We start from the raw sequence: 25882 nt of genomic DNA, 5'->3' as shown, positions 1-25882 counted from the left end.
AACCCTGTACTTCGTAAACTTGCGCGGGGGATAGCGCGCCTGTCCAGCTCCATGGGTTGGTTGTCTGTCCGCTACCCCAGCTACACGCTTGAAGACCGGCTTGCGCAATTCAAGGCATTGCGTTTGCCATACCCAGAGGGTACCTGCATACGCTTCAACGAGTTTTTTGTTCCCTATGTGTTCTCCAACTCAGATCGCGATGGCGCTTTCGCGTTGGGAACAATCACTGAGTTTCAACGTGGTCCTCAACTGCAGTTTCTCAAGCGTCTGGCTCTAGGCCGTCTTTCCGAAATGGGCGGGCGGGGCTTTGTCGATATGGACCACTTGATCCGTCTGCTCGATTTTGGCCGTGCCGCAACTGAAATATGGGCCAACATGCCCGATCACAGCCGGGCCTGGGTGGAAGGCTTTGTGGACGGGCTGAATTGTGTCCAAGCTCAGCGAAAGCGGGGCGTGGATGAAAAGTTTTTGGGCATTCAACCCGAGCCTTACACCCCTTTGGACATTCTGCTGTTTGGTCGGCTTGCAGGTGCCGACGTCAACTGGCCCATCTATTTTTCCCTCATTGAGCATCGTCTGTCCGGGGACTTTATCGAATGGTGGAACCGGCTTCGCCGCGTTGGGGCTGGGGTGTCGACCAGCTTCGATCATCCGAACTCGCGCAAGCCCAGCACGGCCCAACAAATTGGCGAGTTTCTAAACAGTTTGTCCCGCTCTGGCAGCAACTCAATCGTGGTGCACGGCACGCGCACACAAAGCGGCAAGCCGTTGATGGTCAACGACCCGCATTTGGGCCAGCACCTTCCCAATGTGTGGATGATGGTGGGCCTGCGCACGCCTACTTACCAGTGTGTGGGTTTGATGTTTCCAGGCGTACCCATATTGGGCCTTGGGAGAAACCCACACCTGGCTTGGGGCGGCACCAATTTGCGCGCCGCCTCTTCAGACCTGGTGCGCCTGGACAACAGCACCCTGCACAACACGGCCGAGCAACTGGTAAAAATCCGGGTCCGTTTTTCCTGGTCCCGCAGCAGAAAACTCAGATTCTCCCCGCACGGTCCTGTGCTCACTGATTGCGCTGCCCTGGGCCGCTTGTGTGGCAAGGACAATCTGGCGTTGCGTTGGGCAGGTCATTGGCCTACCGATGAAATCACCAGCTTCCTGTTCGGCATGCAGGCTCAGAACGTCGGTGAACTCCAGAAGGCCATGCATGGCGTGGGCGTTACGCCGTTGAATGTGCTGGGGGCAGACACCGCAGGCAACATCGGACATGTGCTGGCGGCAACCCTGCCCAAGCGCCCGGGTTTTCCGGAGGATGATTGGGTGTTGGCCGAGTCCATGGCCAGCGAACACTGGTCAGTGCGTGTCTGCGCTCGCGACTTCCCCAGTGTAATCAACCCAGCATCTGGTTTCATTGTGTCTGCCAATAACCGGCCTTCAGAAGTCACTGGCCTGGGGTTTCTGTTCAATGGCGATGATCGCGTCATGCGGGCGCGCGCTTTGTTCAATTCTCAAAAAAGATTCACCCCCCACACTTTGCTGGCCCTGCAACTGGATGTGACTTCCCCGCTGGCTGACCAGTTGTCCAGTCAACTGGCTGAGTTTTGTCGTCCTCACTTGCAGAACAGTGAGCAGGCCGTGCTGTGTAATTCAATTGATTTGTGGGGTGGCGCTTATACGGCAGACAGTTTTGCCGCCCTTCAATTCGAGTTTTTGTTGGCCGCTTTGGTGAAACAATTGTCGGTTTTGCGCCACGCAGGACGGACCCCAAGCCTGATGGATCAGTGGTCTTACCTTTCGGCCTGTTTGATGGAAGACCTGGAGAGTCTCACCGAGGAGGAGCGGGACCGAATTGTGCCCTTGTGTGTGGACGAGGCGAATCGCAAGGCTCAACATTGGCAACTTTGGGGTAATTTGCACAAGATTCGCCTGCGTCATGTACTCGGGCATGTGCCATTGCTGGGAAAGCTGTTTTCTTCGAAATCGTTTCCTGCCGCGGGCTCCAGAGAAACCTTGATGAAAAATGCACACAATCTGATTCGGGGTTTTGATGAAACCAGTTATGGTTCTCAAAGCCGGCACCTGTCCGACCTGTCCGATCCCGACGAGAATCATTTTGTGCTGTTGGGAGGCCAGGATGGCTGGGTGGGAAGCCAGTTGTTGACCGATCAAATTCCGCTGTGGCAGACCCGTCAGAGCATTCAAATGCCGTTGCGGCCAAGCCGCATCGAACAACTTTTTCCCCACTGCATAGGCAGGTTAGAATAAATTCTCGATATTGCTTTAATTTCCTATTGCACAGGATGTCCACCCATGAAAACCATCATCATTAGCAGCCGCAAAGGCGGGGCTGGGAAAACAACGCTTTCCTTGAATCTTTCTGCCTTGGCCAGCCAGCATGGCAAAAAGAAAGTGGCTTTGCTTGATTTGGATCCTCAGGGGTCCAGCCGCTTTTGGGATTCATTGCGTGAAGCCGATTATCCAGATGTACGAAAGGTGGGTTTCAATGACATTGTGATTGAGCTTTCCGAACTTGAAGAGGAGGGCTATGACTATGTGTTTATCGACATGCCTCCGACGGACAAGAAATGGGTGAAAGACGCCATGGAGCACGCAGACCTGGTGTTAATTCCCACCAAGGCTAGCCCGCTGGACATTCACAGTGCGAGCAGTACCCTGGAGTGGGCATCCGATGCCGGCAGCAAAGTGACTTGGGTCATCAACGGTGCTTCGGTGTTCAGCAGCACCCCTGAAATCGTCTTTGAGCAACTCAAGGCCACAGCCAAGATTTGTCGCACGATCGTGCACGAGCGAAACGACTTTGTGATCAGCGTTGGTTTGGGTAAATCGGTCAATGAGTTCGCGCCGAATTCCAAGGCTGCTGCTGAAATTGACAGTTTGTGGCGGGAAATCAAGGGCATGCTTGGCCGGGCCTGATCTCATGTTCTGAATCCGGGGCCTGCACCAAAACGGGCCATTTTTCCATCGTGTTTCTGGCACCTTAATTGCTAAACAACTTCCAAATACCAAAGGGAGGGGGCAATGACAACGGTGCTTATCGTCGATTCAAACAAAGACTCACGTTTGGCGCTAGAGGCTCAACTGGCCGCATCAAACCAGTTTGAGCGTGTTCTGTCCTGTTCAGGATTGCAGCTGGCTGAGAGTTCAATCCAGCAATATGAAGTAAAAGTCATGTTGATTGAGGCTGAACAGGCCAGTCAATCTCGTTTGTTACACCAAATCAAGGCGAACTATCCTGAACTGGGCGTGGTTTTAATCCAGGGCAAAACAGGTGTGGTCGACACCGCAACCCTGCTTGAGCTGGGCGCGCACGCACAAACCTCCAGGCTCGCCGCACCCATGGAAATAATCGCAAGTGTGGCCAAAGCACTGGTTGGACGTCTCAAACCCAGCAAGCGAATTCTCGGCAAGTTCCTCAAAGACGGTCAGTAAAGCGGCATTGAAAAACGCGATCTGAATGCGGATTTCCCGCCTGCTTTGGATATCAAATTGATCGCTTTTGATGCAAAATCAAGCTTGTTCGCCCTTGCAGCATTGACATGTCCATACATTTTTCCAGGTCTAATACAGCGTCGCCCCGCCAGCGCGGAGCCATGACCATCCTCACGGTGTTCATCATGTTGATGACCGTGGGCGCTCTGGCCGTCCTGGGTTTGGGGCAGGTGGTTTGGGAAAGGGAAGAGGTGCAGCGAATCGCTGACCTGGCCGCCAAAGCCGCCGCCAGCGATATTGGCAACGCCCCCCAGGGATTCACCGCAGCGGTGGACTACGCAAGGCGCAACGGCCTTGATGACACCACTGACAGTATCTCGATTAACTGCAATGTACGTGGTACCGACACATTGCTGCCCGCCAATGCCTGTGATCGTTCCGTGCTGGTGCGCTTGGTGCGCAATGTGCCAGCTGCTTTTTTGGGCACCGAGCCTGTGGTGGCTGTGGCTGAAGCGACCGTCACGCCCGTGGTCTCGGGTCTGGTAGGTACCAACTTGCTGGCCTTGAATTTGAACGGCTCTGGCTTGTCCCCCTTGATGAGTGCCATCGGTACCGAGTTGCGTCTGAATTTGCTGGGATTTCAAGGTCTGTTGGCGTCGAACGCCCAAGTTGACTTGTTGGAGTTGGGTGTTGAATTGGGTGTGTTTGGAACCGGCGATCAACTCGACATGGCACGTTTGCTCAATACCGAGGTTACTGCTGCTCGCCTGTTGGATGCGGCACTGAGTGTTGCGGGACCAGAAGCGCCTGTCATTGCCATACCTGGCAATGGTCCTGCCGACACAGTCGATTTTTTGCTCGGTGAAATATTGTCTGCGGACACCAGTGGGGATTCCGAATTTGCTGGCGCATCGGTTCGATTGGGTAATTTGGCGTTCGCCTCCAGCTTTGCTGCAGCAAGCGGGGTGGGGGGCAATGGTATTCGACTTAATTTGGGCAATACCCTGAATGTTTCCGTACTGAGCCCGCCTCAATTGTTTGTGGCCACCAAACGAAACACGGATGGGCGAGTAATCGCTACGGCACGCACTGAGCAGGTCGCAGTGTCAAGCAGGATCGGTGTCCTTGATTTGACCTTGACCGCGGGGGGTGGCTCCGTGGACATCAAAGACATTGATTGCAAGCTGCCTCAGTCTGATTCCTCGGTTGCCGTTGATCTCGATTCCACCCCAATCGCGGCTGCGCTACGCTTGCCTTCTCTGCCTCTCTTGGGGCAACGCACGGTGAATGCGAACGTGGGCAGTGGCAGCGCCAGTGATGTACCCATGGTAGGGTATCCGGATCCCACCGTGACCACCTCTTACAGTTTTGAAGCCTCTCAGGGCGTTGGTAATTTGTTGACCAACTTGAACACGGGCGTCAATGCACTCAATGGCATTTTGAATGTGCTGGCCACAAACCCGGTTTTGAGATCGAACTTAAACTCGTTGGGTAGCAGTCTTGATCAAATTCTGGAAGTGTTAGGCTTGGAAGCCAATGAAGTTTATGTTCAAGTTGACAACATGGATTGCTTCAACACTGCAGTGCTCACCCGTTGAGTTAAACTTCCCCTACATCAATCACAGCAGGGGACACACATGGGCGAACAACGAGTTTGGTATGGGCTTCAGGCAGGTCTTGTGGTTTTCTGGTTAATCGTTCCACTCGTCGGGCTGCTGGGTTTTCATGTCCCGTTTCTCACTATATTCGCGGCCATTATTTTGTTGGCACATGTGCTTGAAATTCCATTGGCCATCAATCGTTTGCGCGCCCTCAATCTTCCCGTCGGCAAGGTAGTTCTGAAAACCCTGGTGTTTGGTTTCACCTGGTGGCTACCTTTAAGCAAAGGCTACACCCGGGAATAAGCGAGGTGTCACAGGCCGGTCATTGAGGCTTTATTTCAAGCGTATCACCTTCAAACCCTCGGGCAGTTTTGGCTTGCTGCCCGGTGGAACCCAAACGTAGCCGATTCCATCTGGCTGCACTTTGAGTTTGGCAAACAGTTCTTCCTTGCTTTCCACCTCGGCGGGTGGCGTGCCTTGACCTGAATATCGCCGGACATGCCAGTAACCGGTGTAGTCCAGTTCGTTCAAATTCATGATGCGTTGCAAAAACTCATCTCGATCAGTGGTGCCCGGGGCTGTATTCAGCGGAGTAAGTCGATGGCCATTTACCTGGCTCAAACGGCCTTTGTAAATACTGCGCAGTTCACGAATGGCAATCTCATTCACCGGGTGGTTTGCAGACGACACGATGTACACTTCCGCTGAGGCGGCGCCAACCACCCCCAGCATCAAATACAAACCGATGGATGCCGCAGCTTTTACAAAGCTGGTAGTGCGCGCGATCATTGCCACACCCAGTTATAAGACACGCTCAAGAAATTGAACGTGGTGTTCGGGATTTGGTTGTCGGACAGTTGGGGGCGATTGCTTTTCTCGACCACATGCTGCAATTCAAGCTTGATGGAGTCGGACGGGCTAAGGTTGTACTTTCCACCCACTGCAAACGAATACTGATCGTCAAATTCGGAGATAAAGCGGCCGTAGCTGCCATACACCGCGTGCTTTTCAAACACTTTGCGGATCAACAGGATATTTCCACCGTACTCCTCATACTTCGGCTCAACTACAAACTGCCGAGGAGTGCCGGGGGCTAAAAAACCACTGCCGGTTGCTGCAATTTCAGTGAGGCTAAGCTCAGAGCGCAACGTGTAGTTTGTCCAACTATACTCTGCGCCCAAATTGGTGAGTCGTCCTGTAATATCGATTCGTCCGTCAATGACCGCTGTGCCATTGAATTGCGAAACTTGCCGGTCTACCTCCACACCATGGTGTGCGATTTGAATTCGATAGTTTCCGCCTTCAACGCCCAGAACAATGCCGTTAACCTCAAAGGAGTTTTGAGGAAAGTCTCCTCGAAAATTGGTCAGTCGCTGAACAATATCCTGCTTGCCAGTAATGGCCTGCACGCTCCAATAACGTCCAGCAGTGTCTTCAAAATTGTAGTTCGCTGAAAAACCATCGGTGGCCAAAACCCCGGCGTCGTAATACAACTCCGGATTTAGATTGGCAGGTACAAAGGTGTGACCGACATCCAGATTCTCTGAGTCCAGATATAGATTGAGTCGTTGACGCCCCAGTTTGAAGTGCCAGTTGTCGTTGGGTTTGAATTTCAAGAACGCCCAACGGTTGTCAAATTCGACACCTTCGTCTCGTCTCTGCTTGGGTGCAACAACATATTGCACCGTGGCGCTGATCTCATCTGACAGCTGTACATCCAGCTGTGCACCCAAAATCGAGTTGACTTTGAAGGTGCCGTCTTCATCAACGAAGCGCAGGTACTTGCGTTCGTTGTCGCCCTGCGTGTATTGAACAGTGCCGAACCCGCTGAGCGAATAGTCCACTGCCATGGCTGGCCCGTGGGCGAGCGCAAGCCCCATCGCAAGCGCGGCGGCTTTCAGCAATTGGTGCAAAGTGAGGACAGGGTTCAAAAGCAGGCTCGGTACATATTATTTTTAGAGTGCGCCCATTATCAGGCGCTTGACGGTCTGAAAACAATCAAAGACCAAGGTGTTCCAGTCTCTTTGTCGACAAAAGGCGACACCAATATTTCGCAGGGTACATGTGCGCCGGCGTCTGTTTCATAGCGTGTTGTAATCGTTAGCTTCTCACGTTTTAGCAGGTAAACCAGCAATTTGCGGAAATCGCGCAAAGGCAAACGGTCTGCAATCAAGGGGTAAGGATTGCGGCCCAGCCATTTAGACACCGCCTGTCCAGTCACATTTTCAAAGGCCGAGTTCAGATAAATACACTGAAAGGTTGTGGCGTTGCTACCCAGGTCATTGGTCACCATGATCACTTCATTGATCTGCTCAATTGCAGATCCCACCATGAACAAGTCCCGATACATTGCCTTGCGCTGAGTGATGTCTCTCAGCAGAATGGTGAGCCCATCTTCCCGGGACAAAAACTTGAATCTCAGCCAGCGATCTGTTTTGGGGTTAAAAAACTCATAGTCTGTAGCAGTGCCTTCACGTCGAAGTGTGGCCTGGCGTTTGCGAAGCTCTTGAGTGTCCAGTTCGGGTAGGACATCGGAAATTGCTGCCTGGTGAATGAAAGGATCCCGGCCCAGAATCAAATGCCGCGCTTTGGCGTCAATTGCCTCAATCTGCAGGGCTTCATCCAGTTCAAGCGTGCCATCGGTCAGGGCGTTCAGCACCTGGTTGAGTTCGGCGCTTTTTCGGGACAATTCTTGAGCCAGATGTTTGGTATGAGTAATGTCTTCGACGGCACCGTACAAGCCGCTACTGCTTCCCAGCCCGTTACTGATTGGTTGAAAACTGAAGCGAAACCAGCGGTGACCGGAAAGCCCGTCGAAATCCACTTCGCATTCAACGCTGGTGGCCTGTCGATTGTTGATGCATTCGATCAGGGTGGATGCCATGTTTTTTCCGGTTAATCGGGTCAACAATTCCGTCAGTTCAAAAATACTGCCCAAGGGCAATTCACGGGCTTTACAGATCGCCTTAAATTGATCGCTGACTTTGAGTAAACCGCTGTCGACATGATAAAACCAGGTGCCAAGACCACCCAGTTTTTCGGTGATGCCCAACAGGGTTTGGTCAAACAGATTACGGTCAACCATGGTCGATTCATTCACCATTTTGGTGTACTGGAGTACCAGGGCTTTTCGGCTGTTTTCAATGCCTGTTGCAGGGCGCTCGATCACAAATCGCGTCCATATTGGCTTGCTGTCGGGTAGCCTGATTCTGGCAAATGCTTTCTTCTTCAGGCGCGTGCCCAGTACCGTTTCCATTTCCCGAATAAACTGGTCTCTGTCTTCTTCGTATATGAATTCGAGAACGGAGGGGTTGTCCTTTACCTTGTGAAGTTCAGTGTCATCGACCTGTCCCAGTTGTACCAGTTTGAAATTCAAATCCAGCACAAATTTTCCGCGGGTTGATTCGGCCAGAAAACTCAGGGTATTCGTTTTCAGGGTGTCCAAGGGGTTCGGGCGGCTTTGCACTGCTGTTCTTGGGAGTTGCGCCGAGGTGGCTACGTTTTGCAGCAGCCCCACTGCCAATGCTTCACCCGCTTCTTCCGGGGTTTTGTAGGTGCGTTCTTTCAGGGTAAGCAAGCGGCCATTGTGCAACTGGATTTGATATTGAAATACCTTGCCATCACCGAGTTCTCTGGCCAGTTCTACATCGTGCCGGTGCTCTCTCACAATCAGGCTGTTGAACCAGGCCCAACTCACCTTTGGGCTTTGGCTTAAGCAAAGCCAATCTTCCAGGTTGGGTGAGAGCGCAACAAAACTCTCGTCACCGTGTCGTCGCCAGCTTGCATAGGCCTGTTCATGGACAGCAAAGTCGCTTCGGTGTCCACTTTGAAAAATTGGCGCTCTCGAATTAGTGTGCAGTGTTTGCTGCTGCCGGTTGCTTAGTGTGACCTCCGCCAAAGCAGCCATTGATTTCGCCATTTTGATTTCAGCACTGCTCCAGTTTCGGGGGCTGGTGTCGATCAGACAGAACGAGCCCACTCTGGCACCTGTGGGCGTTTTGATGGGCACACCCAGATAGGCACGAATCCACGGTGATCCGGTGACCAAGGGGCTGTCTTTCACCCGGTCATCCTGAGTGCAGTCCGGGATGACCATGGGCTCATCTTTCTTGATTGTGTGGGTACAAATGGAGATATCGCGCGGGGTTTCATCTGCGTGCAGGCTGTTAAAGCCGCGACGGGCCTTGAACCATTGCCGGTCCGAATCTACAAATGAAACAATGCAACTTGAGCAATTGAAAGCAGATACACCCAAATCAACCACTGCCTCAAACCCTTCTTCGGGTTGAGTGTCCAGAATCGCAAGTTGATACAACTCGGCCAATCTTAAAGCCTCGGCCACCTCATTGGGCTTGGTCATCGATTCATGTGTGCAAAGTGTCGCGTTGCGAAGCAGGGCGTGGCGCCAATCTTGATTTATTTGTTGTAGATCAAGTGTATCAGCTAATCAAAGCGCTGAAATATGCTCAAGGAAGTCAATAGGGGGCTCCCCTTTTTGAATGCACCGGGCGGTACAAGGGGCAGGGTGGTGGCCGAGGACAGAATCGAACTGCCGACACAAGGATTTTCAATCCTCTGCTCTACCGACTGAGCTACTCGGCCACGCGTTTTCGGTGGTGTTCACTACCGAAGCCCGCAAGTTTATCCGAAACTTTGACGTTGCGCAAACAACAAATGCAAAATCGCTGTAGCATGTTCAATAATTCACAAAGCCAGTCGTTCATCGACCCTCAGTCATCATGAGCAATCTAACAAGCCTGCAGCCTCAGCAAACGCCAAGCTACGATGTGGCCATCATCGGTTGCGGTGTCGTGGGCTTGGTGGCTTCTCTGGTGTTGGCCAGTTCAGGTTTCAAAGTTCTGGTGGTCGGGGCTCGACCACCCCAGTTTCAGTCCAATCCCGATCAACGGTTTGACCCACGGGTGTTCGCCTTGTCGCATCGCAGCCAACGTGTGCTCGACCGGTTGAGGGTATGGGACAACATCCCAAGCGAGAAAGTGCAGCCTGTCACCGAAATGCAGGTCTGGGGCGATTCCAGCGGCGATTCACAAGGCCATTTGCGCTTCAATGCCAGCGATACTGGGGTTGATTACCTCACTTGGATCATCGAGCAAAGTTGCCTTTTCGATGTGTTGTTCTCCGCCATGCGTTATCAGCCGGGCATTGACTGGCTTGATGCCCGGGTAGAAGGGCTTTCCCGCGAAAAAGAGGGATGGGCGGTGGTAACCAACTTGAAAACTGTACGTGTGCCGCTGCTAATCGCGGCAGACGGCGCACAAAGTCAAACGCGCAAGCAGGCCGGGCTGGATTTTGCGTTGGATGACTACAGCGCCGAAGGGGTCGTCACTACCTTCGCAATTGAAAAGCCCCACCATGGCGCTGCACGCCAATGGTTCGCCGGCGAATCGGTTTTGGCGATGCTGCCTTTACCGGGCCCACATGTATCCATGGTGTGGTCGATGCCTTTGTCCCAGTCACAGGCCTTGTTGCAACGGAGCCCCCTGGACATGGTGAAGCAGGTACAGTCCCTCTCCGGTGGCGCGGTCCATGAACTCTACGGCGATTTGGTGCCAGTGGGTAAAACTTATGCATTTCCGCTCAAACATGGCGTGGCGCCGGTGTGGTTCGACAATGGCGTGGTGTTGATGGGAGATGCCGCGCACGTGATTCACCCCCTGGCGGGTCAAGGCCTGAACCTCGGGCTTGAAGACGCTGCCGAGTTGGCCAATTTACTCACCTCCCGCAAGCGCTTGTTGGCTGTTCAGCGTTTGGGTCTGGCCGACGAGCAATTGTGGCGCGCCTGGGAGCGTCGTCGCAAAGCGGCGTGCACTCCGGTGCACTTTCTCACCGATGGCCTGCACACGCTATTCAGGCTTGATTTGCCGGGAGCCGCTTGGGTTCGCAACAAAGGCATGCATGTTGTCAACCAATTACCAATGCTCAAGCGTTGGTTGTCCCAACAAGCCATGCGCTAGCTGCAACTGAAAAGTCCTGGCGCAATGAACAAATTGCCTTCGGGCGTGTCCTAATTACAATTCATCATTTTTACCCAAGCAGGCCTATGAAATTCAATCTACCATCGTCCCTTCGCAAGCGCAGCACTGCTGTAGTTTTTTCTGTTATTGCCTTGTCGGCGGGGGCATGGGCCCTGTCCCAATCGGTTCAGCCAGCGCAGGCAGCGGCGAGCAAGTCGCAAGTTGAGCGAATTACTGCGGCTGTGAATGAATCGTTGGGGGCCTCTGGTGTCAAGGTGATATCGGTCAGCGACATCGAGTTTATCGATGGTTTGTTTGAGGTGGTGGTGACTCACAATGGCACCAAGAAAATCATATACACCAATGCCAGTGGCAGCCATCTTATCTTGGGCGAACTCATGGAAAGCAAATCCATGGCCAATTTGACCGAAGCCCGGCTGGACAAGCTCAATGCCATTAATTTCGAGAAAGACCTGCCTTTGGGTCTGGCTTTGAAAACCGTTTACGGAACAGGTAGCCGGAAAATCGCCGTGTTCGAAGATCCCAATTGCGGTTACTGCAAACGTTTTCGCAAGGAAACTTTGACGAAATTGCAGGACACCACGGTCTACACCTATGTGTATCCAGTGCTGGGTCGTGATTCTATCGACAAAGCTCAAAAAGTCATGTGTGCAAGCGACAAATCCAAGATGTGGGATGACTGGATGCTCAAAGACCAATCTCCAACAGGAAACGGCAACTGTAATCCCCCCATTGAAGAGCTGGTAAGTTTGGGTCGCGGCATGGGTGTATCGGGTACGCCCACTGTGTTTTTTCAAGATGGCACCCGTGTAAGTGGCGCCATCCCCTCTGCTGACTTGAATCGCCGCATTGCAGCGGCTTCAAGGGCCAAATAAATTACACGGCCCCCAGAGCTCAGCTTCCGCCTTCGGGCAGGGGAGTGCCTTTGGGCCAAATTAGCCACATTTTCAAGGGTTGACGGGTCAGGCCAGCGGCCGTACCCGCTTCTTCTCCTGTTCCCCAAAAATAGTCAGCACGAATTCGCCCGCGAATGGCGCCTCCCGTATCTTGTGCCAAGGTGCCCTGTGCGATGGGTGCGTTGGTCACCGGGTTACTGGACTCGATCCAGATCGGGCTTCCATATGGTACTTTCTCACGGTCAATCGCCAAGCTGAGTTGACCTGTCAAGGGAACACCCATGGCGCCTATCGGGCCCTCCTGTGGGCGCAGTACTTTGTTTTCCTTGAAAAATACCACGCTCGGGTTGGCATTCAGCAAATCATCCAGTTTGCCTGGGTTGGCTTTCGCCCAGTTTCTGATGCCTGGAATCGTGGCTTGCGCAGCAGTCAGTTCGCCTCGGTCTACCAGCACCTTTCCGATGGATTTGTAGGGGTGACCATTTTGTTCGGCGTAACTCAAGCGAATCACGCTGCCGTCGGGCAGCGTCACTCGGCCCGAACCTTGAACCTGCAACAGGAATGCATCCAGTTTGTCGTCTACCCAGACAATCGGTTTTTCCCGGTCTGGCCCCAGGCGCTCCCATTCCGCCCGGTCAAAGAAGGGAACCAGGGTGTTGCCTTGCAGGCGACCGCGCAGGCGTTTTCCCTTCAGCTCGGGATATTGCTCGTCCAGTTTGACCGTAATCAAATCGGCTGGCACACCGTACAGCGGCGCATTGTAGGCTCCCTGTGCCTTGCGCGAACCTTTCAGCATTGGCTCGAAATAACCTGTGAGTAAACCCTCTTTCCTGCCATCTTCCTGCTGGAATTGCCACACATCGAAATTCGCTTCCATCCATATTTGTGCCGGTAGCAAGGCATTCCCGCTCAAGTTCTGTCGAGCTTTGCGACAGGCTTCCAGCAAACCAGCGGGTGTGGCTTTGCGTTTTGCCAGTGCGTTGCCATTGACTGAACATTGCTCAGCAAAGGCCTCCAGAAAACGTCCGTGATCGGTAGTGCTCCAGCCAGGCAAGCTTGAGAAGTCTGCCTTTACAAACAAAGGTAAGGCTGGTTTTTCCTCTTTTTTCTCGGCTTGAGCCTGTTTTTCTCCTGCGGGGCATGAACATTCAGCCGATTTCGGGGTCGGAGCAGTAGCGCATCCAGATAGAATCAAGGCGGCCAGCACGGTGCTGGGCCACCAACAACGGAGTGGATTGGACATGTGGTTACTCATTGCGGAAATGGTGTTGGCTTTGGGCCTGATCGTGTTCATCATGTGGTGGACGCTTAGAGCCAGGGTAGATCATCCAGTCGAAAAATCCGATGATGAATCATCCAAACCCGGCAAATCAGCAGACGGGGATTAGTGCAGTACCCTGGGCATGGACAGCAAAAACTCGGGCACTGGTACATCAAATTGTTCACCACCTTCGCCCACAAAGGTGTATTTGCCTTTCATGGTACCCACCGGGGTGGGTAGCGGGCAGCCGCTGGTGTACTCAAACCGTTCGCCAGGTCGCAGGGTGGGTTGTTCACCCACAACGCCATCTCCTTTCACCTCCTGAACAATGTTGTGGGCGTCGGTGATTATCCAGTGGCGACTGAGCAACTGCGCGGTTTGTTCGCCCACATTCTCAATTTCGATGGTGTAAGCGAACACATAAGGGCCTTTGTCCTTGTCGCTCTGCTCTTCCAGAAACTGGGTGCTGACTCGAACTTCAAACTGATAAGGTGACGGGCTGCTCATGCGGTGTGGCTTGTGAATGTTGCTCTGGATTTCAAGTATGACTTCAAACCCCTGATTTCACAAATCCGAAGCCGCTTTCTAGGTCATTTGCCGAGGGTAACTTCGTTTAAACTCTTGCTTTGATTGTCGAATTCTCCATCGAAGGCCAACCATGAACCCGTTTGTTATCGCCCCCAGTATCCTTTCTGCCGACTTTGCCCGATTGGGTGAAGAGGTGAAAAATGTGATTGCAGCGGGCGCAGACTGGGTGCACTTCGATGTGATGGACAATCATTACGTGCCTAATCTAACCATTGGTCCTTTGGTTTGCGAGGCTCTGCGCCCACACACCTCGGCCATGATTGACGTGCATCTGATGGTTCGCCCGGTCGATCGAATCATTCCCGACTTTGCAAAGGCCGGCGCGAACCTCATCAGTGTTCACCCCGAAGGCACAGATCACCTCGATCGCACTTTGGGCCTGATCCGTGATTCTGGCTGTCAAGCCGGTATTGTGCTGAACCCGGCCACCCCAATTTCCTGGGTGGATCACGTCATGGACAAGCTTGACCTTGTTTTGGTGATGTCAGTGAACCCCGGATTTGGCGGCCAAAGTTTCATCCCGCAGGCCTTGGTCAAGTTGGCTGATCTGCGAAAGCGTATCGACACGCATGTGGCCAAGGGTGGCCAGAATATTCGTCTTGAAGTGGATGGTGGCGTAAAGCCCGACAACATAGCGCAAATCGCGCGCGCAGGTGCCGACACCTTTGTTGCTGGCTCAGCCATTTTCGGCAAGCCCGACTACAAGGCCGTGATCGATCAAATGCGCGCCGAGCTCGCCACTACGAGATAAACAATCATGACCAAGCAAGCAGTATTGTTCGACCTGGACGGAACACTTTTGCACACAGTACCCGATCTGGCCGCTGCGGTGAATGCCATGCTGGTCGACTTGGGAAAACCCGTGTTACCCGAAGAAACAGTGGCGGTCTATGTTGGCAAGGGCGCTGAAAACCTGGTCAATCGAAGCCTGACCGGCAGCATGACCGAAAAGGCGTCGCCCGAGCTGTACGCACAGGCCATGGCCAACTGGCAAAACCACTACACCCACATCAACGGCAATCATTCGGTGTTTTATCCCGGTGTCAAAGAGGGGTTGGCACTGTTGAAGAATGCGGGAATCAAGCTCGCGGTGGTCACCAACAAGCCTGAGCGTTTCACCCAACCTTTGCTTGAGCGCACGGGTATTGCCGATTATTTTGAAGTGATGGTGGGCGGCGATACCTGCCCGGTCAAGAAGCCAGATCCCATGCCGGTAACCCACGCTTGCAAGCTGCTTGGCGTCGAGCCTTCGCAGGCATTGATGATCGGTGACTCCGTGAACGATGCGCTGGCTGCCCGTGCCGCAGGCGTAGAGTGTTGGCTGTTGCCCTATGGTTACAACGAGGGGCGATCTGTTCACGAAACACCATGCGATGGAATTGTGAACACAATCGAAGAAGCTGCACAACGCCTGCTGGGCACACGGGTACCACAATGATTTCTCAAAACGAATTCGATCAATTTGCTGCGCAAGGTTATAACCGCATTCCCTTGATTGCGCGTTGCTACGCCGATCTCGACACACCATTGTCGGTGTATTTCAAACTGGCCAATCAGCCCAACACCTTTTTGCTTGAGTCTGTAGTGGGTGGCGAACGGTCGGGCCGTTATTCGTTTGTGGGTCTGCCCTCCAGCATTACTGTCAAGGTGGTTGAGCATTCTGTGTTGGTGCAACGGCAGCATTCTGATGGCACACTGGAAACGCTCGAAACATTCAACGGCGACCCGCTGCAATTCATCGAGCAATATCACGCACGTTTCAAGGTTCCACCAGTCAACGGCAGCCCACGCTTTTTTGGTGGCTTGGCCGGGTATTTTGGCTACGACACTGTGCGCTACATGGAGCCTCGGCTGGAGGCCAGTCGCAAGGCAGATGATCTTGGCATTCCCGACATTCTTCTCATGTTTACCGATCGCATGGCGGTGGTGGACAACATCCAGGGCACCATTCAGCTCATTGTGTTTGTCGATCCCGCGCAAACCAATGCGTATGAAAACGGTGTTGCTGAGGTCAAGCGGCTGATGGCGCAACTTCGTGAGCCGATTGCCATTCCAGTGTCTGGCAGCAGCGAAAGCACCCCGATCGATCGCAGCATGAGCAAGGAATATTTCTTTGACATGGTTGCCAGGTCCAAGGAATACATCGCGGCGGGCGATGTGATGCAGGTGGTTTTGGGGCAACGGCTTAGCAAGCGTTTCACCCAGGACGCACTGATGTTGTATCGCGCTTTGCGCTCCCTGAATCCATCACCCTATTTGTTCTACTACAACTTCGGCAGTTTTCAGGTGGTGGGCTCATCGCCTGAAATCCTGGTTCGGCAGGATCAGGTGGAGGGCAAATCACCGCTGGTCACCTTGCGCCCAATCGCCGGGACGCGCCCTCGTGGCAAAACTCCGCTTGAAGATCAGGCCTTGGCTGAAGAACTGCTGGCCGATCCCAAGGAAATTGCTGAGCATGTCATGTTGATCGACCTCGCACGCAATGATGTGGGGCGCATTGCTCAGGTGGGCTCAGTAAAGGTCACCGAGAAAATGATCATAGAGCGCTATTCCCATGTCATGCACATAGTCAGCAATGTGCAGGGTGATTTGAAGCCAGGCATGGGCGCGATGGATGTCTTGCGCGCTACCTTTCCGGCGGGCACGCTTTCTGGTGCGCCCAAGGTTCGGGCCATGGAAATCATCGACGAGCTCGAGCCCACCAAACGCGGTGTATATGGCGGGGCATGTGGTTACCTTAGTTTCACAGGGACTATGGACGTGGCAATTGCAATTCGCACAGGCGTTGTGAAAGACCAAACCCTGTATGTTCAGGCCGGTGCCGGTGTAGTTGCCGATTCGGTTGCTGAAAGTGAATGGCTTGAAACTGAAAACAAAGCACGCGCGGTGATGCGTGCCGCTGAGTTGGTTCAGGCTGGGCTGGATGGCGAGTTGTCGTGATAGTTCCAGCCCGCAAGGAGCCGTGGCAGGCGCATGTGTTAACATTTTAATCGAACACGCGCTTCTTTCTCCCCCTCTATTTGAAATGCAGGTCCACCATGCTGTTGATGATCGACAACTACGACAGTTTCACCTTCAATCTCGTGCAGTATTTCGGCGAATTGGGGCAACAGGTTCATGTTGTTCGCAACGATGCGATCACCGTCGATGAGGCGCTCGCTTTAAGGCCAAGCGCAGTGTGTGTATCTCCCGGACCATGCTCGCCTGCGCAGGCTGGCGTGTCCATCGAAATGATTCAGCGCATGGCCGGTGTGGTGCCGGTTCTCGGGGTATGCCTCGGGCATCAGGCCATTGGCGAAGCATTTGGTGGCAAAGTGGTGCGTGCAAAAACCATCATGCACGGTAAAACTTCCCCGGTTCACCATACCAATGTGGGTGTGTTTGAAGGATTGCCCAATCCGCTGACATGCATTCGTTATCATTCCTTGGCCATTGAGCGTGAGAGTTTGCCCGATTGTCTGGAGGTGACTGCAGAAACTGCGGATGGAGAAATTATGGGTGTACGCCACAAAACACTGGATGTTGAAGGGGTTCAGTTTCACCCCGAGTCGATCTTGAGTGACCGGGGTCATGACCTCCTGAAGAATTTTTTAAAGCGCGTTAAATCACCTGTGGCTGCTTAATCCCACACGCACCTAACATATCCAACTTTTTTGTTCACACACGTCATGTCCCAACCTTTTAATTACTCTGCAATACTGAACCAGCTGCTCGCAGGTCAAGACTTGTCGCACGATTTAACACGTCAAGCCTTTCAAGCGCTGCTAAGTGGTGGTCTAACCACCGCGCAAATTGCCGGCTTGCTGGTGGGTTTGAGGGTCAAAGGTGAAACAGCCGAAGAGGTGGCTGCAGCTGCGCAGGTGATGCGGGATCTGGTAACCCCAGTTGAATTACCCTCAGGCACCGAGGTGGTTGACTTGTGCGGCACGGGCGGGGACGGTGCGCAAACATTCAATATTTCTACAGCTTGCATGTTTGTGTTGGCGGCGGCCGGTGCAAAAGTTGGCAAGCATGGTGGTCGCAGTGTGTCATCCAATTCTGGCAGCGCCGATGTGCTTGAATTGCTGGGTGCCAACATCAACCTTAAACCAGAGCAGGTTGCGCAGTCGATTGATCGGGTTGGCATTGGTTTCATGTTTGCCCCAAATCACCACAGTGCCATGCGTTTTGCTGGCCCGGTCCGAAAAGAACTGGGTGTGCGTACTGTGTTCAATATTCTGGGTCCATTGACTAATCCAGCCAATGCCAAACGTCAGGTCATGGGTGTATATAGCGCCAACTTGCTTGAATTGCAGGCCGAGGTGCTTCGGCGTTTAGGGTCTGTTCAGGCGCTCATTGTTCATGGCGAGAACGGCATGGACGAACTGTGTATTGAATGCGACTCACAAATTGCAGAGCTGCATGACGGTGAAATCAGAAACTACTCCATCAAGCCAGAAGATTTCGGTCTGACCAGGGCCTCACACAGCAGCTTGCACGCAGGTTCCGTGCAGGAGTCACGCGACAAAATTTTCCATGCTTTGAATGGCAAGGGCGGTGTAATCGGGGACATCGTATTGCTTAATAGTGCTGCTGGTCTGTATACCGCTGGAATCGTGGATAGCCTGAAAGGGGGGGTTGAAGTCGCCCGCGCGACGATATCCAGTGGCGCGGCAATTCGCAAACTCAATGAATTCGTCGATTTCACCAAGTCGATTGAGCAATAAAACAAGGCAGCATCATGAGCGATATTCTTGACAAAATCCTCGCCACCAAACGCGAAGAAATTTCGCAGGGCAAAAAGGTGTTGTCTGAAGTGCAATGGTTGGCAAAAGCCGCCAGGTTGGCACCAACGCGGGGTTTCACCAATGCCATGAAAACTGCGGTGGCCAAAGGTTTGCCTGCAGTTATTGCAGAGGTAAAACGTGCCAGCCCCAGCAAAGGTATTTTGCGCGAACCTTTCGATCCCGTGGAAATTGCAAAAAGCTATGCTGAGCACGGAGCGACCTGTCTGTCAGTTCTCACTGACATTCAATACTTCAAAGGCGCGCCTCAGTACCTCGACTTGGCTCGTGAAGCGAGTGGTTTGCCGTGTATCCGTAAGGATTTCATCATCGACACTTATCAGGTTGTGCAGGCCCGGGGTTTGGGGGCTGACGCTATCTTGTTGATTGTTTCTGCCTTGCAGTTGCCTCAACTGCTGGAACTCGAGCAATGTGCCAACGAACTGGGTATGGATGTGCTGGTGGAAGTGCACGATGCACAAGAAATGGACATCGCTTTGCAGTTGAAAACCCCTTTAATTGGAGTGAACAACCGCAATTTGCGAACATTTGAAACGTCATTGAAAACCACGCTGGATCTGAAAGACCGAGTAGGGCCCGAACATTTATTGGTTACCGAAAGCGGTATTGCAACCCGTGACGACGTCGCACTCATGCGAGCCAACGATATTCACGCATTTTTGGTTGGTGAGGCGTTCATGAGAGCACCCTCACCAGGCCGGGCACTGGCCGATCTTTTTTACTGAAGCCACGGCGCCGGAACAGTGCTGCCATCAATCTGTTCCAGTTTCTTGATCGTCCACTCATTGGATACTGGCTTGCCTGCCAGCAAGCTAAACTCCAGCAATCGCTCAGCGCGAAATCCAATGGCCCGAAGCGCAACGCCAGGCTGGCTCGCTGCCAACATCCGCTTGTAGTGCGTTTCAGTCAGTTTCTTTTCGCCTAGAGACACCAGTAAATCGCCTGCTGAAATTCCGCTCGCATGCGCCGGGCCGCCGTTGATTACCTGCTTCACCAGCATGCCTTCAGGTTTGAATTGACCGTGTAATCCGAGGTAAATCTGCTCATCATTCGGGGTTTGGCTTAGTGTAAAACCATAAGCCTTCAGCGCATCATTCAATGGCAACTCTGCCGTGCTCTGGGTCCACTCTGAAATTTCCTGCCCAAGGTCGACTCCAGTGGCTTCGAGCACCAAACCGGGAAATTCGTCTTCCTGCAACCCTTCCCGCCCAGATCCCTTTTTTTGCCACATCAATCGCATCACGTCGTCCAGGTTTTTTTGTCCGCTGGTTCGCTGTCGAAGTACGGAATCAATACACAAAGCCACCAGTGAGCCTTTGGTGTAATAACTCACAATCGCGTTGGGTGCGTTTTCGTCTTGTCGGTAGTATTTGGTCCATGCATCGAAGGAACTGTCAGCCACACTTTGATTCAAGCGCCCAGGCCCTTTCATCACCTGAGCAACGTTTCTGCCCACGCTTTTCAGATAAGCCTCTTCAGTCAATTTGCCAGCGCGTGCCAGCATCACGTCGTCGTAATAAGAGGTGAAGCCCTCGAAGATCCAAAGCAGTCGAGTGTAGTTTTCCCGGGTCAAGTCGTAAGGAACAAATGCGGCTGGCTTCATCCGCTTTACGTTCCAAGAATGAAAGTACTCATGGCTGCAAAGCCCCAGAAAGCCTTCATACCCTTTGGGCGCTTTTTCAACGCCGCGTTGTGGCAACTCTCCCGCGTTAAAAAGCAAGGCGGTGCTGTTTCTGTGTTCCAGTCCACCGTAGCCGTTGTCGGTCGCATGCAGCATAAACACATAGCGTTCAAAGGGCGCTCGCCTGGTTTCCGGTTCGAATAGGGCAATTTGGGCCTCGCACACCGGTTTCAGGTCGTTACAAATGCGCAGTAAGTCAAGGTCTGTATCGGCGCCATACACGGCGAATACATGTTCCACGCCGAGGGCAGAGAAACTTTCAACCTGCAATTCACCCATTTCCACCGGGTGATCGATCAAACTATCGAAGTCGGTCGCCTTGAACTTGACGGAGCTTCCTGCCCGCAGCACCGGGCAACCGTGGCGGTCTTTCAATGTACCTGGCTGACTGGGCATTCCACAGGCAACCAGCCAATCCTGCAAATCCTCCCCCGGTCTCGAAATTGTCAGTTCAACCGGCTCTCGGTCGAATCCCCTCGGGCATAAAAACAGGCTGGTGCCGTTGAAAAAACCATGGGTATCATCCAAGTGTGCACCGCGGACTGACAAGTCCCACGCGTACACTCGCCATTCGCATTGAACTAACAGTGACTGGGAAGTCGGCACAAGTTGCGCGGCATCCACGTGAACACGCCAAGTGTCCTTTCTTTCCCGCGTGCATGCAGTTTCAACCGATCCAGCCTGCGCACGCACGTACAGCACGTTCCGTGAAAATTCCCGAATCAGATAGCTGCCTGGAATCCAGGTAGGCAAGCTCAGGTCAATCCAGCGCTTTTCACCCGCGCCCTGCAGTTGCTCCATTGCAATCTCAAATTGCAACTGAACGTCAAAGTAGTGGCCCTTTGGGTCTGCCACCGTAACCTGGTAATGCAACATGGTCGCTATGAATCTATTAAATTTTAATCAACACTCGGCCGGTGTTAGTGCCTGCCATAATTTGAGCCGCCGCTTCAATCGCACCCTCCAGAGGGAGTGTCCGAGTCAGGTCATTCAGTTTATTCAAATCGAGGTCTGAAGCCAGTCTGCGCCATGCCTCTTCACGTACCGCGAGCGGCGCCATCACCGAATCAATCCCTTTCAAGGCAACACCTCGCAAAATGAATGGTGCCACTGAAGAGGGAAAATCCATGCCCTGAGCCAAGCCGCAAGCGGTCACAGTACCGCCGTACTTTGTCTGTGCACAGGCATTGGCCAGTGTGTGCGAACCCACACAGTCCACTACACCAGCCCAACGTTCACGTTGCAAGGGTTTCCCGGGTTCACTCAACAACTTGCGGTCCAATACCTCACTGGCGCCCAGGCCTTTCAAAAACTCGGTTTGCTCAGGTTTCCCACTCGTGGCAACCACGGTGTATCCGAGTTTGCGCAACAGCACAATCGCAATACTGCCCACGCCACCGGTTGCACCGGTCACCAAAATCTCACCACTCTCCGGTTTCACGCCGCTTTTCTCAAGGCCCAACACACACAGCATGGCGGTGTAACCTGCCGTGCCAATCGCCATGGCCTGCGCCGCACTCAGGCCCTCGGGGCGTTTGATCAGCCAGTCACCTTTCAATCTGGCTTTTTCTGCCAGACAGCCCCAATGCGTTTCACCCACACCGAATCCATTCAGAATCACTTCATCTCCGGGTTTGAATCCAGGGTGGGCGCTTTCCAGCACAGTACCCGCACCATCAATACCCGCCACCATGGGCCACTGGCGTACTACGGGTGACTTGTTACAAATGGCCAGACCGTCTTTGTAATTGAGAGTGGAGTGGGAAATCTGAACCAGCACATCGCCAGATCCAGGCAATTGAGTCTCGTCCAGCTCTTGAACACTGGCCTTGAATTCGCCTTGTTCGTTTTTCTGAAGAAATACCGCCTTGAACATACTTTTCCATCCTTGCTTCTGATCAGTCTTGATTCAAGACTACACCATTAGGCAAAGCAGGCGGTCACCAGCAATCCAAGAATTGCACCCAAAGTCAGGTGGTTTCTCAAGCGCAGGTAGGCATCAAAGGCTTTCATCGGCTTTAAAAAGCGTTGGTCCACCAGCCAGACTAAGCCCAATACCAATGTAAGAATCCACAGGGTGAACTGGGGTGGTGAAAATGCACCGACCAACCAGGCCAGCAGCGAGGGCGTCACACCCCAGATAAAACTCCGAGTTTCAAATTCTGCTTGGTCCAACCCCGCCAGGTAAGTGGCTTGCTCCTGGCTACTGAGTGAAATCGCCAATCCCCAATGCACAGCACCCAAAAAAGAAATAATGCACAGGGCATAGATCAGGTTGTAATAAGCGAGCTGCTCAGCAGTTTCGGTGCCGGTGTATATCCCGGTGAGGGCTGCCAAACCCAAAAAAGGAATTAATCCAGCGTAACCAAGAATATTCATCCAGTGTGTTTTCAATGCCTGTGCCATCTGTTATTCCACCAAAATGCCGCCATGTATCGCCTCCTCGAGACTGCCCGCCATCAAAGTGGCCTCTCTGTAAAAGCGCGAAAAGCTCTGTTGAAAGCGCAGCGGGTTTGGGAGCAGCTTTTCCTCGGGTACCCATCGAACCGGAAAACACCGTCCGATCATCAGGTAACCTGAATTCAATGTTTCTCTTAATTCAAACTCGGCGCCGGTTTTCATGAAGCTGGCCAGCATGCTTGTGCAGTGTCCAATGTCATCCGTGTTCACAACCCAGATCTGGTCGCAGCCAGTTTCCATGGCGTTCAACACGAAATCCCATCGCTGCTTATTCCACGGGTGAGCTTTGTGAAACGCACAGTCAATCAGCCCCACGCGCAATTCACCGCTTTGTGTTAAATCAAAACAGGCTTTCAGATCCCAGGGGTGAACCAAATTGATCTTCCTGAAGTTGCTCATCAGTGCACTGCACGAGTCAACACCAGCCTGTTGGCGAAGATCCACCGTCTTGCGCTTCAGCGTGTCGCTCAATAGCTCAACATCAAAGGAGTGGCTAGTCGGCTCAGCGACTCCAACGGGTGGCGCATTTCTCTCGCGCCCCACATCGCGTTTGCTGCGAGCGATCGATTCAAGGTCTTCATAGTCGGTGTCGATCGCCGTACCGCTACAATCCCACTTCGGAGCGTATTTTTTCACATTGTCCGAGTTAAACACGTATGGTTTGTGGCTGAACGTACCCGCCACCCACTGCCAGCTCAAATGGTTGGAGGCGAGGTCTCCATCCAATAAATGGGCATACATCCAGTCAGCGCCCACTTTCCAGTGCACCTTGCGCATATGTACTACATACGAGGCAATCCACATCCGCACATGGTTGTGCAAATAGCCGGTCTCGTATAGCAACGCCACCCCGGCATCAATTGCTTCAATTCCGGTTCGGCCTTCCCGGATATCGTCCGGCAATTGATGGTTGTACCTGCCGGGCCAGACGGGGCGGCGAACATCGTTCAGAATTCCACTCCCCAGTTCAGCATGCGCATGCTTGAAAAATTCGCGCCAAGCGAACTCGAATATCAGTTTGTCCTCAAAACTCAGGCGGTATTTTTCCATCAAGACCTGCGTGGCCTCTCGAACACTCAGGTATCCATGGGTAATCCAAGGGGATAAGCCAGTCACTGCCCCATCGAGAAAGTTTCGGGAGCGGCTATAAAGTATCGGGTCTACTTTTGCCAATGCATCCAATGCGGCTCTGCGACTCGATTCAAATTTGTTGGGTGTGCGGTACTGCATGGTGGGCCTACTTTCAATCGAATGGGGTTTACTTCACAAGAGGGCGTATATTCCGGAAGCCGCCATCGACGTTCAATACAGCGCCGGTCATCCGGCTGGCGCCATCGCTCAACAGCCAATGCATTGCTTGTGCCACTTCGGCTGGTGTGTTGATGCCCTGCAGAGGATATTGCTTTGCACTTGCCGCCCGCATCATGTCGCTTTTCAGAAACGCCGAAGCAATCGGGGAGTCAGTCAAACCCGGTGCAACCACGTTAATTCGAATATTGTCGGCCGCATGTGTAGCTGCTGCTGATTTGGCCAGGCCTTCAACGCCAGCCTTCGCCGCTGCAATCGCCTCGTGATTGGGTACGCCAATTCCGGTTGCGCAAGTTGACACAAGCACCGCCGAGCCACCCTGGCCCTGTGCCTTCGCCTGTTTCAAAAACGCTCTCAAGCCGTACATGGCCGAAAGCAGGTTGACCTGCATGACGCTGTCAAGTTGAGCGTCGCTGGTTTTGACAAGCGGGGCCACCAAAATGGAACCCACGCAATGTGCGTAGCCATCAACATGCCAGCCTTCTGCAACCACAGCCTGAAAAGCCGCGTCCACTGAACCGGAGTCACAAGCTTGAACCTCTACGATATGAACATTCGACAAGTGGCCATACAGAGCCTCAAGTACCGCAGTGTCTCGTCCCGCGGCAACTACCTCCTGGCCGGAGTCCACGCACAACCGAATCAATTCTTGGGCAATCGCACTATTGGCGCCCATTACAAATACGCACTTTGTCATTCTTTACTACCTGTTTTGTCCAAAGTGCCCCTATTTTGTCCTAGACAGAAAATAAAGTCACGTCTTCCTTCAAAACTCTTTTCAGTCGCCGATTCCTCGAATTTGAGCGGTTAGACTTTCCCTATCCCAATCAAATAAGCTGGAGACTAAACATGACCTATGAAACCATTCTTGTAGAAACCATTGGCAAAGTCGGCTTGGTGCGCTTGAATCGCCCCCAGGTTCTGAATGCGCTGAACGACCAGTTAATGACAGAGTTGGGCCAGGCTTTGATGGACTTTGATTCCGATGAGAACATCGGAGCCATGGTCATCACTGGCAATGAGAAGGCCTTTGCAGCCGGGGCCGACATTGGAGCCATGGCTACATTCACTTATATGGATGTGTACAAAAGCGAATACATCACTCGCAACTGGGAAACCATCCGCAATATTCGCAAACCAGTGATTGCCGCTGTCCGCGGTTTTGCTCTGGGCGGTGGTTGCGAGTTGGCCATGATGACCGATTTCATTATTTGTGCTGACACTGCCAAATTTGGTCAGCCTGAAATCAAGCTCGGTATCATTCCAGGCGCCGGCGGTACCCAGCGCTTGCCCCGCGCTATCAGCAAAGCCAAGGCCATGGACCTTTGCTTGACCGGCCGTCTCATGGATGCGGCCGAGGCCGAGCGTGCCGGCCTTGTTTCTCGGGTCGTTCCTGCGGACAAGTGCCTCGATGAGGCGATTGAGGCGGCCACGGTGATTGCTGCTTATTCAAATCCCTCTGTCATGATGGCCAAAGAAAGCATTAATCGTGCATTCGAAGGGTCGTTGTCCGAAGGAATGCTTTTTGAGCGCCGCATGTTCCACAGTTTGTTTGCCACTGAAGATCAAAAAGAGGGCATGGCAGCCTTCGTTGAGAAGCGGAAGCCCGATTTCAAGAACAAATAAGACCGAATTTTTCAGATTAATTTGAATTAAATTGGAATTAAATGGGTTCAAAGCTCCTTCTAAAGGGCTTGAGCGTCACAAAAATGAAATATTTTCAGGGCTCCTTCGGGAGCCTGTTTTTTGTGCAACTCAGAAAAAAATCCTTGTGCGTCAGGGGCTTGTTTTCGTCGTCTTGTGGGGTGGTTGGAACACACTTTTGCTGTGTTGCAGAAAAATACAAATTTCTTC

At 52.9% G+C, this 25882-nt stretch carries 26 protein-coding genes and 1 tRNA gene; 16 read left to right on the top strand and 11 right to left on the bottom strand.

Annotated features, from left to right (window positions below):
• Positions 1 to 51 precede the first annotated feature (51 nt).
• From A0129_RS05085 to A0129_RS05065, 5 genes are all read left to right on the top strand, one after another.
• Complete coding sequence (locus A0129_RS05085) at positions 52 to 2268, top strand: penicillin acylase family protein (protein ID WP_291712977.1); 2217 nt, start codon at positions 52 to 54, stop codon at positions 2266 to 2268.
• Positions 2269 to 2313: 45 nt separating this feature from the next.
• Positions 2314 to 2937 carry a ParA family protein gene (locus A0129_RS05080; protein ID WP_291712975.1) on the top strand — a complete coding sequence of 208 codons (624 nt, stop codon included), beginning with the start codon at positions 2314 to 2316 and terminating at the stop codon, positions 2935 to 2937.
• Positions 2938 to 3042: 105 nt separating this feature from the next.
• Positions 3043 to 3453: a hypothetical protein gene (locus tag A0129_RS05075; RefSeq protein ID WP_291712973.1), complete on the top strand. Its 411-nt coding sequence runs from the start codon at positions 3043 to 3045 to the stop codon at positions 3451 to 3453.
• 107 nt (positions 3454 to 3560) lie between these two features.
• On the top strand, positions 3561 to 5051 hold the full coding sequence (locus tag A0129_RS05070; RefSeq protein ID WP_291712971.1) for a pilus assembly protein TadG-related protein: 1491 nt from the start codon (positions 3561 to 3563) through the stop codon (positions 5049 to 5051).
• 39 nt (positions 5052 to 5090) lie between these two features.
• Positions 5091 to 5357 carry a hypothetical protein gene (locus tag A0129_RS05065; protein WP_291712969.1) on the top strand — a complete coding sequence of 89 codons (267 nt, stop codon included), beginning with the start codon at positions 5091 to 5093 and terminating at the stop codon, positions 5355 to 5357.
• A 30-nt stretch (positions 5358 to 5387) separates the two neighbouring features.
• On the opposite strand, the gene A0129_RS05060 is transcribed toward A0129_RS05065, so the two are convergent.
• The 4 genes from A0129_RS05060 to A0129_RS05045 form a co-directional block, all read right to left on the bottom strand.
• The gene (locus tag A0129_RS05060; protein ID WP_291712967.1) at positions 5388 to 5843 is read right to left on the bottom strand and encodes a hypothetical protein; all 456 of its coding nucleotides are present in this window, start codon (positions 5841 to 5843) and stop codon (positions 5388 to 5390) included.
• The gene (locus tag A0129_RS05055; RefSeq protein WP_291712965.1) at positions 5840 to 6985 is read right to left on the bottom strand and encodes a porin; all 1146 of its coding nucleotides are present in this window, start codon (positions 6983 to 6985) and stop codon (positions 5840 to 5842) included. The genes A0129_RS05060 and A0129_RS05055 overlap by 4 nt, the downstream gene beginning before the upstream one ends.
• Positions 6986 to 7026: 41 nt before the next feature.
• A complete protein-coding gene (locus tag A0129_RS05050; protein WP_291712963.1) occupies positions 7027 to 9414 on the bottom strand; it encodes a GAF domain-containing protein in 2388 nt (795 codons plus the stop codon).
• A 166-nt stretch (positions 9415 to 9580) separates the two neighbouring features.
• Positions 9581 to 9656: transfer RNA gene (locus tag A0129_RS05045), tRNA-Phe, on the bottom strand.
• Positions 9657 to 9793: 137 nt separating this feature from the next.
• On the opposite strand from A0129_RS05045, the gene A0129_RS05040 reads away from it, so the two are divergent.
• The gene (locus A0129_RS05040) at positions 9794 to 11029 is read left to right on the top strand and encodes an FAD-dependent monooxygenase (protein WP_291712961.1); all 1236 of its coding nucleotides are present in this window, start codon (positions 9794 to 9796) and stop codon (positions 11027 to 11029) included.
• Between the two features lie 86 nt (positions 11030 to 11115).
• Complete coding sequence (locus A0129_RS05035; protein WP_291712960.1) at positions 11116 to 11925, top strand: DsbC family protein; 810 nt, start codon at positions 11116 to 11118, stop codon at positions 11923 to 11925.
• A gap of 19 nt (positions 11926 to 11944) precedes the next feature.
• On the opposite strand, the gene A0129_RS05030 is transcribed toward A0129_RS05035, so the two are convergent.
• Complete coding sequence (locus A0129_RS05030; protein ID WP_291712958.1) at positions 11945 to 13189, bottom strand: MltA domain-containing protein; 1245 nt, start codon at positions 13187 to 13189, stop codon at positions 11945 to 11947.
• Between A0129_RS05030 and A0129_RS05025 the strand changes: the two genes are divergently transcribed.
• Positions 13188 to 13334 (top strand): hypothetical protein, encoded by a 147-nt coding sequence (locus A0129_RS05025; RefSeq protein WP_291712956.1) that lies wholly within the window; start codon positions 13188 to 13190, stop codon positions 13332 to 13334. The two genes, A0129_RS05030 and A0129_RS05025, sit on opposite strands and share 2 nt — an antisense overlap.
• On the opposite strand, the gene apaG is transcribed toward A0129_RS05025, so the two are convergent.
• Positions 13331 to 13714 carry a Co2+/Mg2+ efflux protein ApaG gene (gene apaG, locus A0129_RS05020; RefSeq protein WP_291712954.1) on the bottom strand — a complete coding sequence of 128 codons (384 nt, stop codon included), beginning with the start codon at positions 13712 to 13714 and terminating at the stop codon, positions 13331 to 13333. The genes A0129_RS05025 and apaG overlap by 4 nt on opposite strands.
• A 151-nt stretch (positions 13715 to 13865) precedes the next feature.
• On the opposite strand from apaG, the gene rpe reads away from it, so the two are divergent.
• The 6 genes from rpe to trpC all read left to right on the top strand — a co-directional run bounded on the left by rpe (position 13866) and on the right by trpC (position 19304).
• Entirely contained in the window at positions 13866 to 14546 is a 681-nt protein-coding gene (rpe, locus tag A0129_RS05015) for a ribulose-phosphate 3-epimerase (RefSeq protein WP_291712952.1), read from the top strand.
• Positions 14547 to 14552: 6 nt separating this feature from the next.
• Positions 14553 to 15233: a phosphoglycolate phosphatase gene (locus tag A0129_RS05010; RefSeq protein WP_291712950.1), complete on the top strand. Its 681-nt coding sequence runs from the start codon at positions 14553 to 14555 to the stop codon at positions 15231 to 15233.
• Complete coding sequence (trpE, locus tag A0129_RS05005; RefSeq protein WP_291713039.1) at positions 15233 to 16735, top strand: anthranilate synthase component I; 1503 nt, start codon at positions 15233 to 15235, stop codon at positions 16733 to 16735. The genes A0129_RS05010 and trpE overlap by 1 nt, the downstream gene beginning before the upstream one ends.
• Positions 16736 to 16833: 98 nt before the next feature.
• On the top strand, positions 16834 to 17418 hold the full coding sequence (locus A0129_RS05000) for an aminodeoxychorismate/anthranilate synthase component II (RefSeq protein WP_105027303.1): 585 nt from the start codon (positions 16834 to 16836) through the stop codon (positions 17416 to 17418).
• Between the two features lie 45 nt (positions 17419 to 17463).
• Positions 17464 to 18501 carry an anthranilate phosphoribosyltransferase gene (trpD, locus tag A0129_RS04995; protein WP_291712948.1) on the top strand — a complete coding sequence of 346 codons (1038 nt, stop codon included), beginning with the start codon at positions 17464 to 17466 and terminating at the stop codon, positions 18499 to 18501.
• A 14-nt stretch (positions 18502 to 18515) separates the two neighbouring features.
• Positions 18516 to 19304 (top strand): indole-3-glycerol phosphate synthase TrpC, encoded by a 789-nt coding sequence (gene trpC / locus A0129_RS04990; protein ID WP_291712946.1) that lies wholly within the window; start codon positions 18516 to 18518, stop codon positions 19302 to 19304.
• Here trpC and A0129_RS04985 read toward each other — a convergent pair.
• From A0129_RS04985 to A0129_RS04965, 5 genes are read right to left on the bottom strand one after another with little or no spacing between them, the layout of a single operon-like run.
• The gene (locus A0129_RS04985) at positions 19298 to 21136 is read right to left on the bottom strand and encodes a peptidase M61 (RefSeq protein WP_291712944.1); all 1839 of its coding nucleotides are present in this window, start codon (positions 21134 to 21136) and stop codon (positions 19298 to 19300) included. The two genes, trpC and A0129_RS04985, sit on opposite strands and share 7 nt — an antisense overlap.
• A gap of 16 nt (positions 21137 to 21152) precedes the next feature.
• Complete coding sequence (locus A0129_RS04980; RefSeq protein WP_291712942.1) at positions 21153 to 22136, bottom strand: MDR family oxidoreductase; 984 nt, start codon at positions 22134 to 22136, stop codon at positions 21153 to 21155.
• A gap of 47 nt (positions 22137 to 22183) precedes the next feature.
• On the bottom strand, positions 22184 to 22666 hold the full coding sequence (locus A0129_RS04975; RefSeq protein ID WP_291712940.1) for a DUF3429 domain-containing protein: 483 nt from the start codon (positions 22664 to 22666) through the stop codon (positions 22184 to 22186).
• A 3-nt stretch (positions 22667 to 22669) separates the two neighbouring features.
• Positions 22670 to 23950 (bottom strand): FAD-binding domain-containing protein, encoded by a 1281-nt coding sequence (locus A0129_RS04970; RefSeq protein WP_291712938.1) that lies wholly within the window; start codon positions 23948 to 23950, stop codon positions 22670 to 22672.
• Positions 23951 to 23978: 28 nt separating this feature from the next.
• Positions 23979 to 24725, bottom strand: coding sequence for an SDR family oxidoreductase (locus A0129_RS04965; protein ID WP_291712936.1), 747 nt, complete (start codon positions 24723 to 24725; stop codon positions 23979 to 23981).
• A gap of 152 nt (positions 24726 to 24877) precedes the next feature.
• On the opposite strand from A0129_RS04965, the gene A0129_RS04960 reads away from it, so the two are divergent.
• Positions 24878 to 25654, top strand: a complete 777-nt coding sequence (locus A0129_RS04960; protein WP_291712934.1) for an enoyl-CoA hydratase — start codon at positions 24878 to 24880, stop codon at positions 25652 to 25654.
• A gap of 31 nt (positions 25655 to 25685) precedes the next feature.
• Positions 25686 to 25882: hypothetical protein (locus A0129_RS04955; protein WP_291712932.1), on the top strand; the 197-nt coding region annotated here is incomplete at its 3' end.

The organism is Limnobacter sp. CACIAM 66H1, from assembly GCF_001601825.1.
Taxonomy (GTDB): domain Bacteria; phylum Pseudomonadota; class Gammaproteobacteria; order Burkholderiales; family Burkholderiaceae_B; genus Limnobacter.
Note: the sequence above shows the minus strand (reverse complement) of the source record. Positions and strands in the feature narration are given on the sequence as shown.

Bases quoted from the DNA above. Each gene is read 5' to 3' on its own strand.
- apaG (WP_291712954.1), bottom strand. From the start codon at position 13,714: ATGAGCAGCCCGTCACCTTATCAGTTTGAAGTTCGAGTCAGCACCCAG.
- A0129_RS04960 (WP_291712934.1), top strand. From the start codon at position 24,878: ATGACCTATGAAACCATTCTTGTAGAAACCATTGGCAAAGTCGGCTTG.
- A0129_RS05035 (WP_291712960.1), top strand. From the start codon at position 11,116: ATGAAATTCAATCTACCATCGTCCCTTCGCAAGCGCAGCACTGCTGTA.
- A0129_RS04965 (WP_291712936.1), bottom strand. From the start codon at position 24,725: ATGACAAAGTGCGTATTTGTAATGGGCGCCAATAGTGCGATTGCCCAA.
- A0129_RS05050 (WP_291712963.1), bottom strand. From the start codon at position 9,414: ATGACCAAGCCCAATGAGGTGGCCGAGGCTTTAAGATTGGCCGAGTTG.
- trpD (WP_291712948.1), top strand. From the start codon at position 17,464: ATGTCCCAACCTTTTAATTACTCTGCAATACTGAACCAGCTGCTCGCA.
- A0129_RS04975 (WP_291712940.1), bottom strand. From the start codon at position 22,666: ATGGCACAGGCATTGAAAACACACTGGATGAATATTCTTGGTTACGCT.
- trpC (WP_291712946.1), top strand. From the start codon at position 18,516: ATGAGCGATATTCTTGACAAAATCCTCGCCACCAAACGCGAAGAAATT.
- A0129_RS05030 (WP_291712958.1), bottom strand. From the start codon at position 13,189: ATGTCCAATCCACTCCGTTGTTGGTGGCCCAGCACCGTGCTGGCCGCC.
- A0129_RS05065 (WP_291712969.1), top strand. From the start codon at position 5,091: ATGGGCGAACAACGAGTTTGGTATGGGCTTCAGGCAGGTCTTGTGGTT.
- A0129_RS05000 (WP_105027303.1), top strand. From the start codon at position 16,834: ATGCTGTTGATGATCGACAACTACGACAGTTTCACCTTCAATCTCGTG.
- A0129_RS05085 (WP_291712977.1), top strand. From the start codon at position 52: ATGGGTTGGTTGTCTGTCCGCTACCCCAGCTACACGCTTGAAGACCGG.
- A0129_RS05080 (WP_291712975.1), top strand. From the start codon at position 2,314: ATGAAAACCATCATCATTAGCAGCCGCAAAGGCGGGGCTGGGAAAACA.
- A0129_RS04980 (WP_291712942.1), bottom strand. From the start codon at position 22,136: ATGTTCAAGGCGGTATTTCTTCAGAAAAACGAACAAGGCGAATTCAAG.
- A0129_RS05070 (WP_291712971.1), top strand. From the start codon at position 3,561: ATGTCCATACATTTTTCCAGGTCTAATACAGCGTCGCCCCGCCAGCGC.
- A0129_RS05075 (WP_291712973.1), top strand. From the start codon at position 3,043: ATGACAACGGTGCTTATCGTCGATTCAAACAAAGACTCACGTTTGGCG.
- A0129_RS05025 (WP_291712956.1), top strand. From the start codon at position 13,188: ATGTGGTTACTCATTGCGGAAATGGTGTTGGCTTTGGGCCTGATCGTG.
- A0129_RS04970 (WP_291712938.1), bottom strand. From the start codon at position 23,950: ATGCAGTACCGCACACCCAACAAATTTGAATCGAGTCGCAGAGCCGCA.
- rpe (WP_291712952.1), top strand. From the start codon at position 13,866: ATGAACCCGTTTGTTATCGCCCCCAGTATCCTTTCTGCCGACTTTGCC.
- A0129_RS05010 (WP_291712950.1), top strand. From the start codon at position 14,553: ATGACCAAGCAAGCAGTATTGTTCGACCTGGACGGAACACTTTTGCAC.
- A0129_RS05040 (WP_291712961.1), top strand. From the start codon at position 9,794: ATGAGCAATCTAACAAGCCTGCAGCCTCAGCAAACGCCAAGCTACGAT.
- A0129_RS05060 (WP_291712967.1), bottom strand. From the start codon at position 5,843: ATGATCGCGCGCACTACCAGCTTTGTAAAAGCTGCGGCATCCATCGGT.
- A0129_RS04985 (WP_291712944.1), bottom strand. From the start codon at position 21,136: ATGTTGCATTACCAGGTTACGGTGGCAGACCCAAAGGGCCACTACTTT.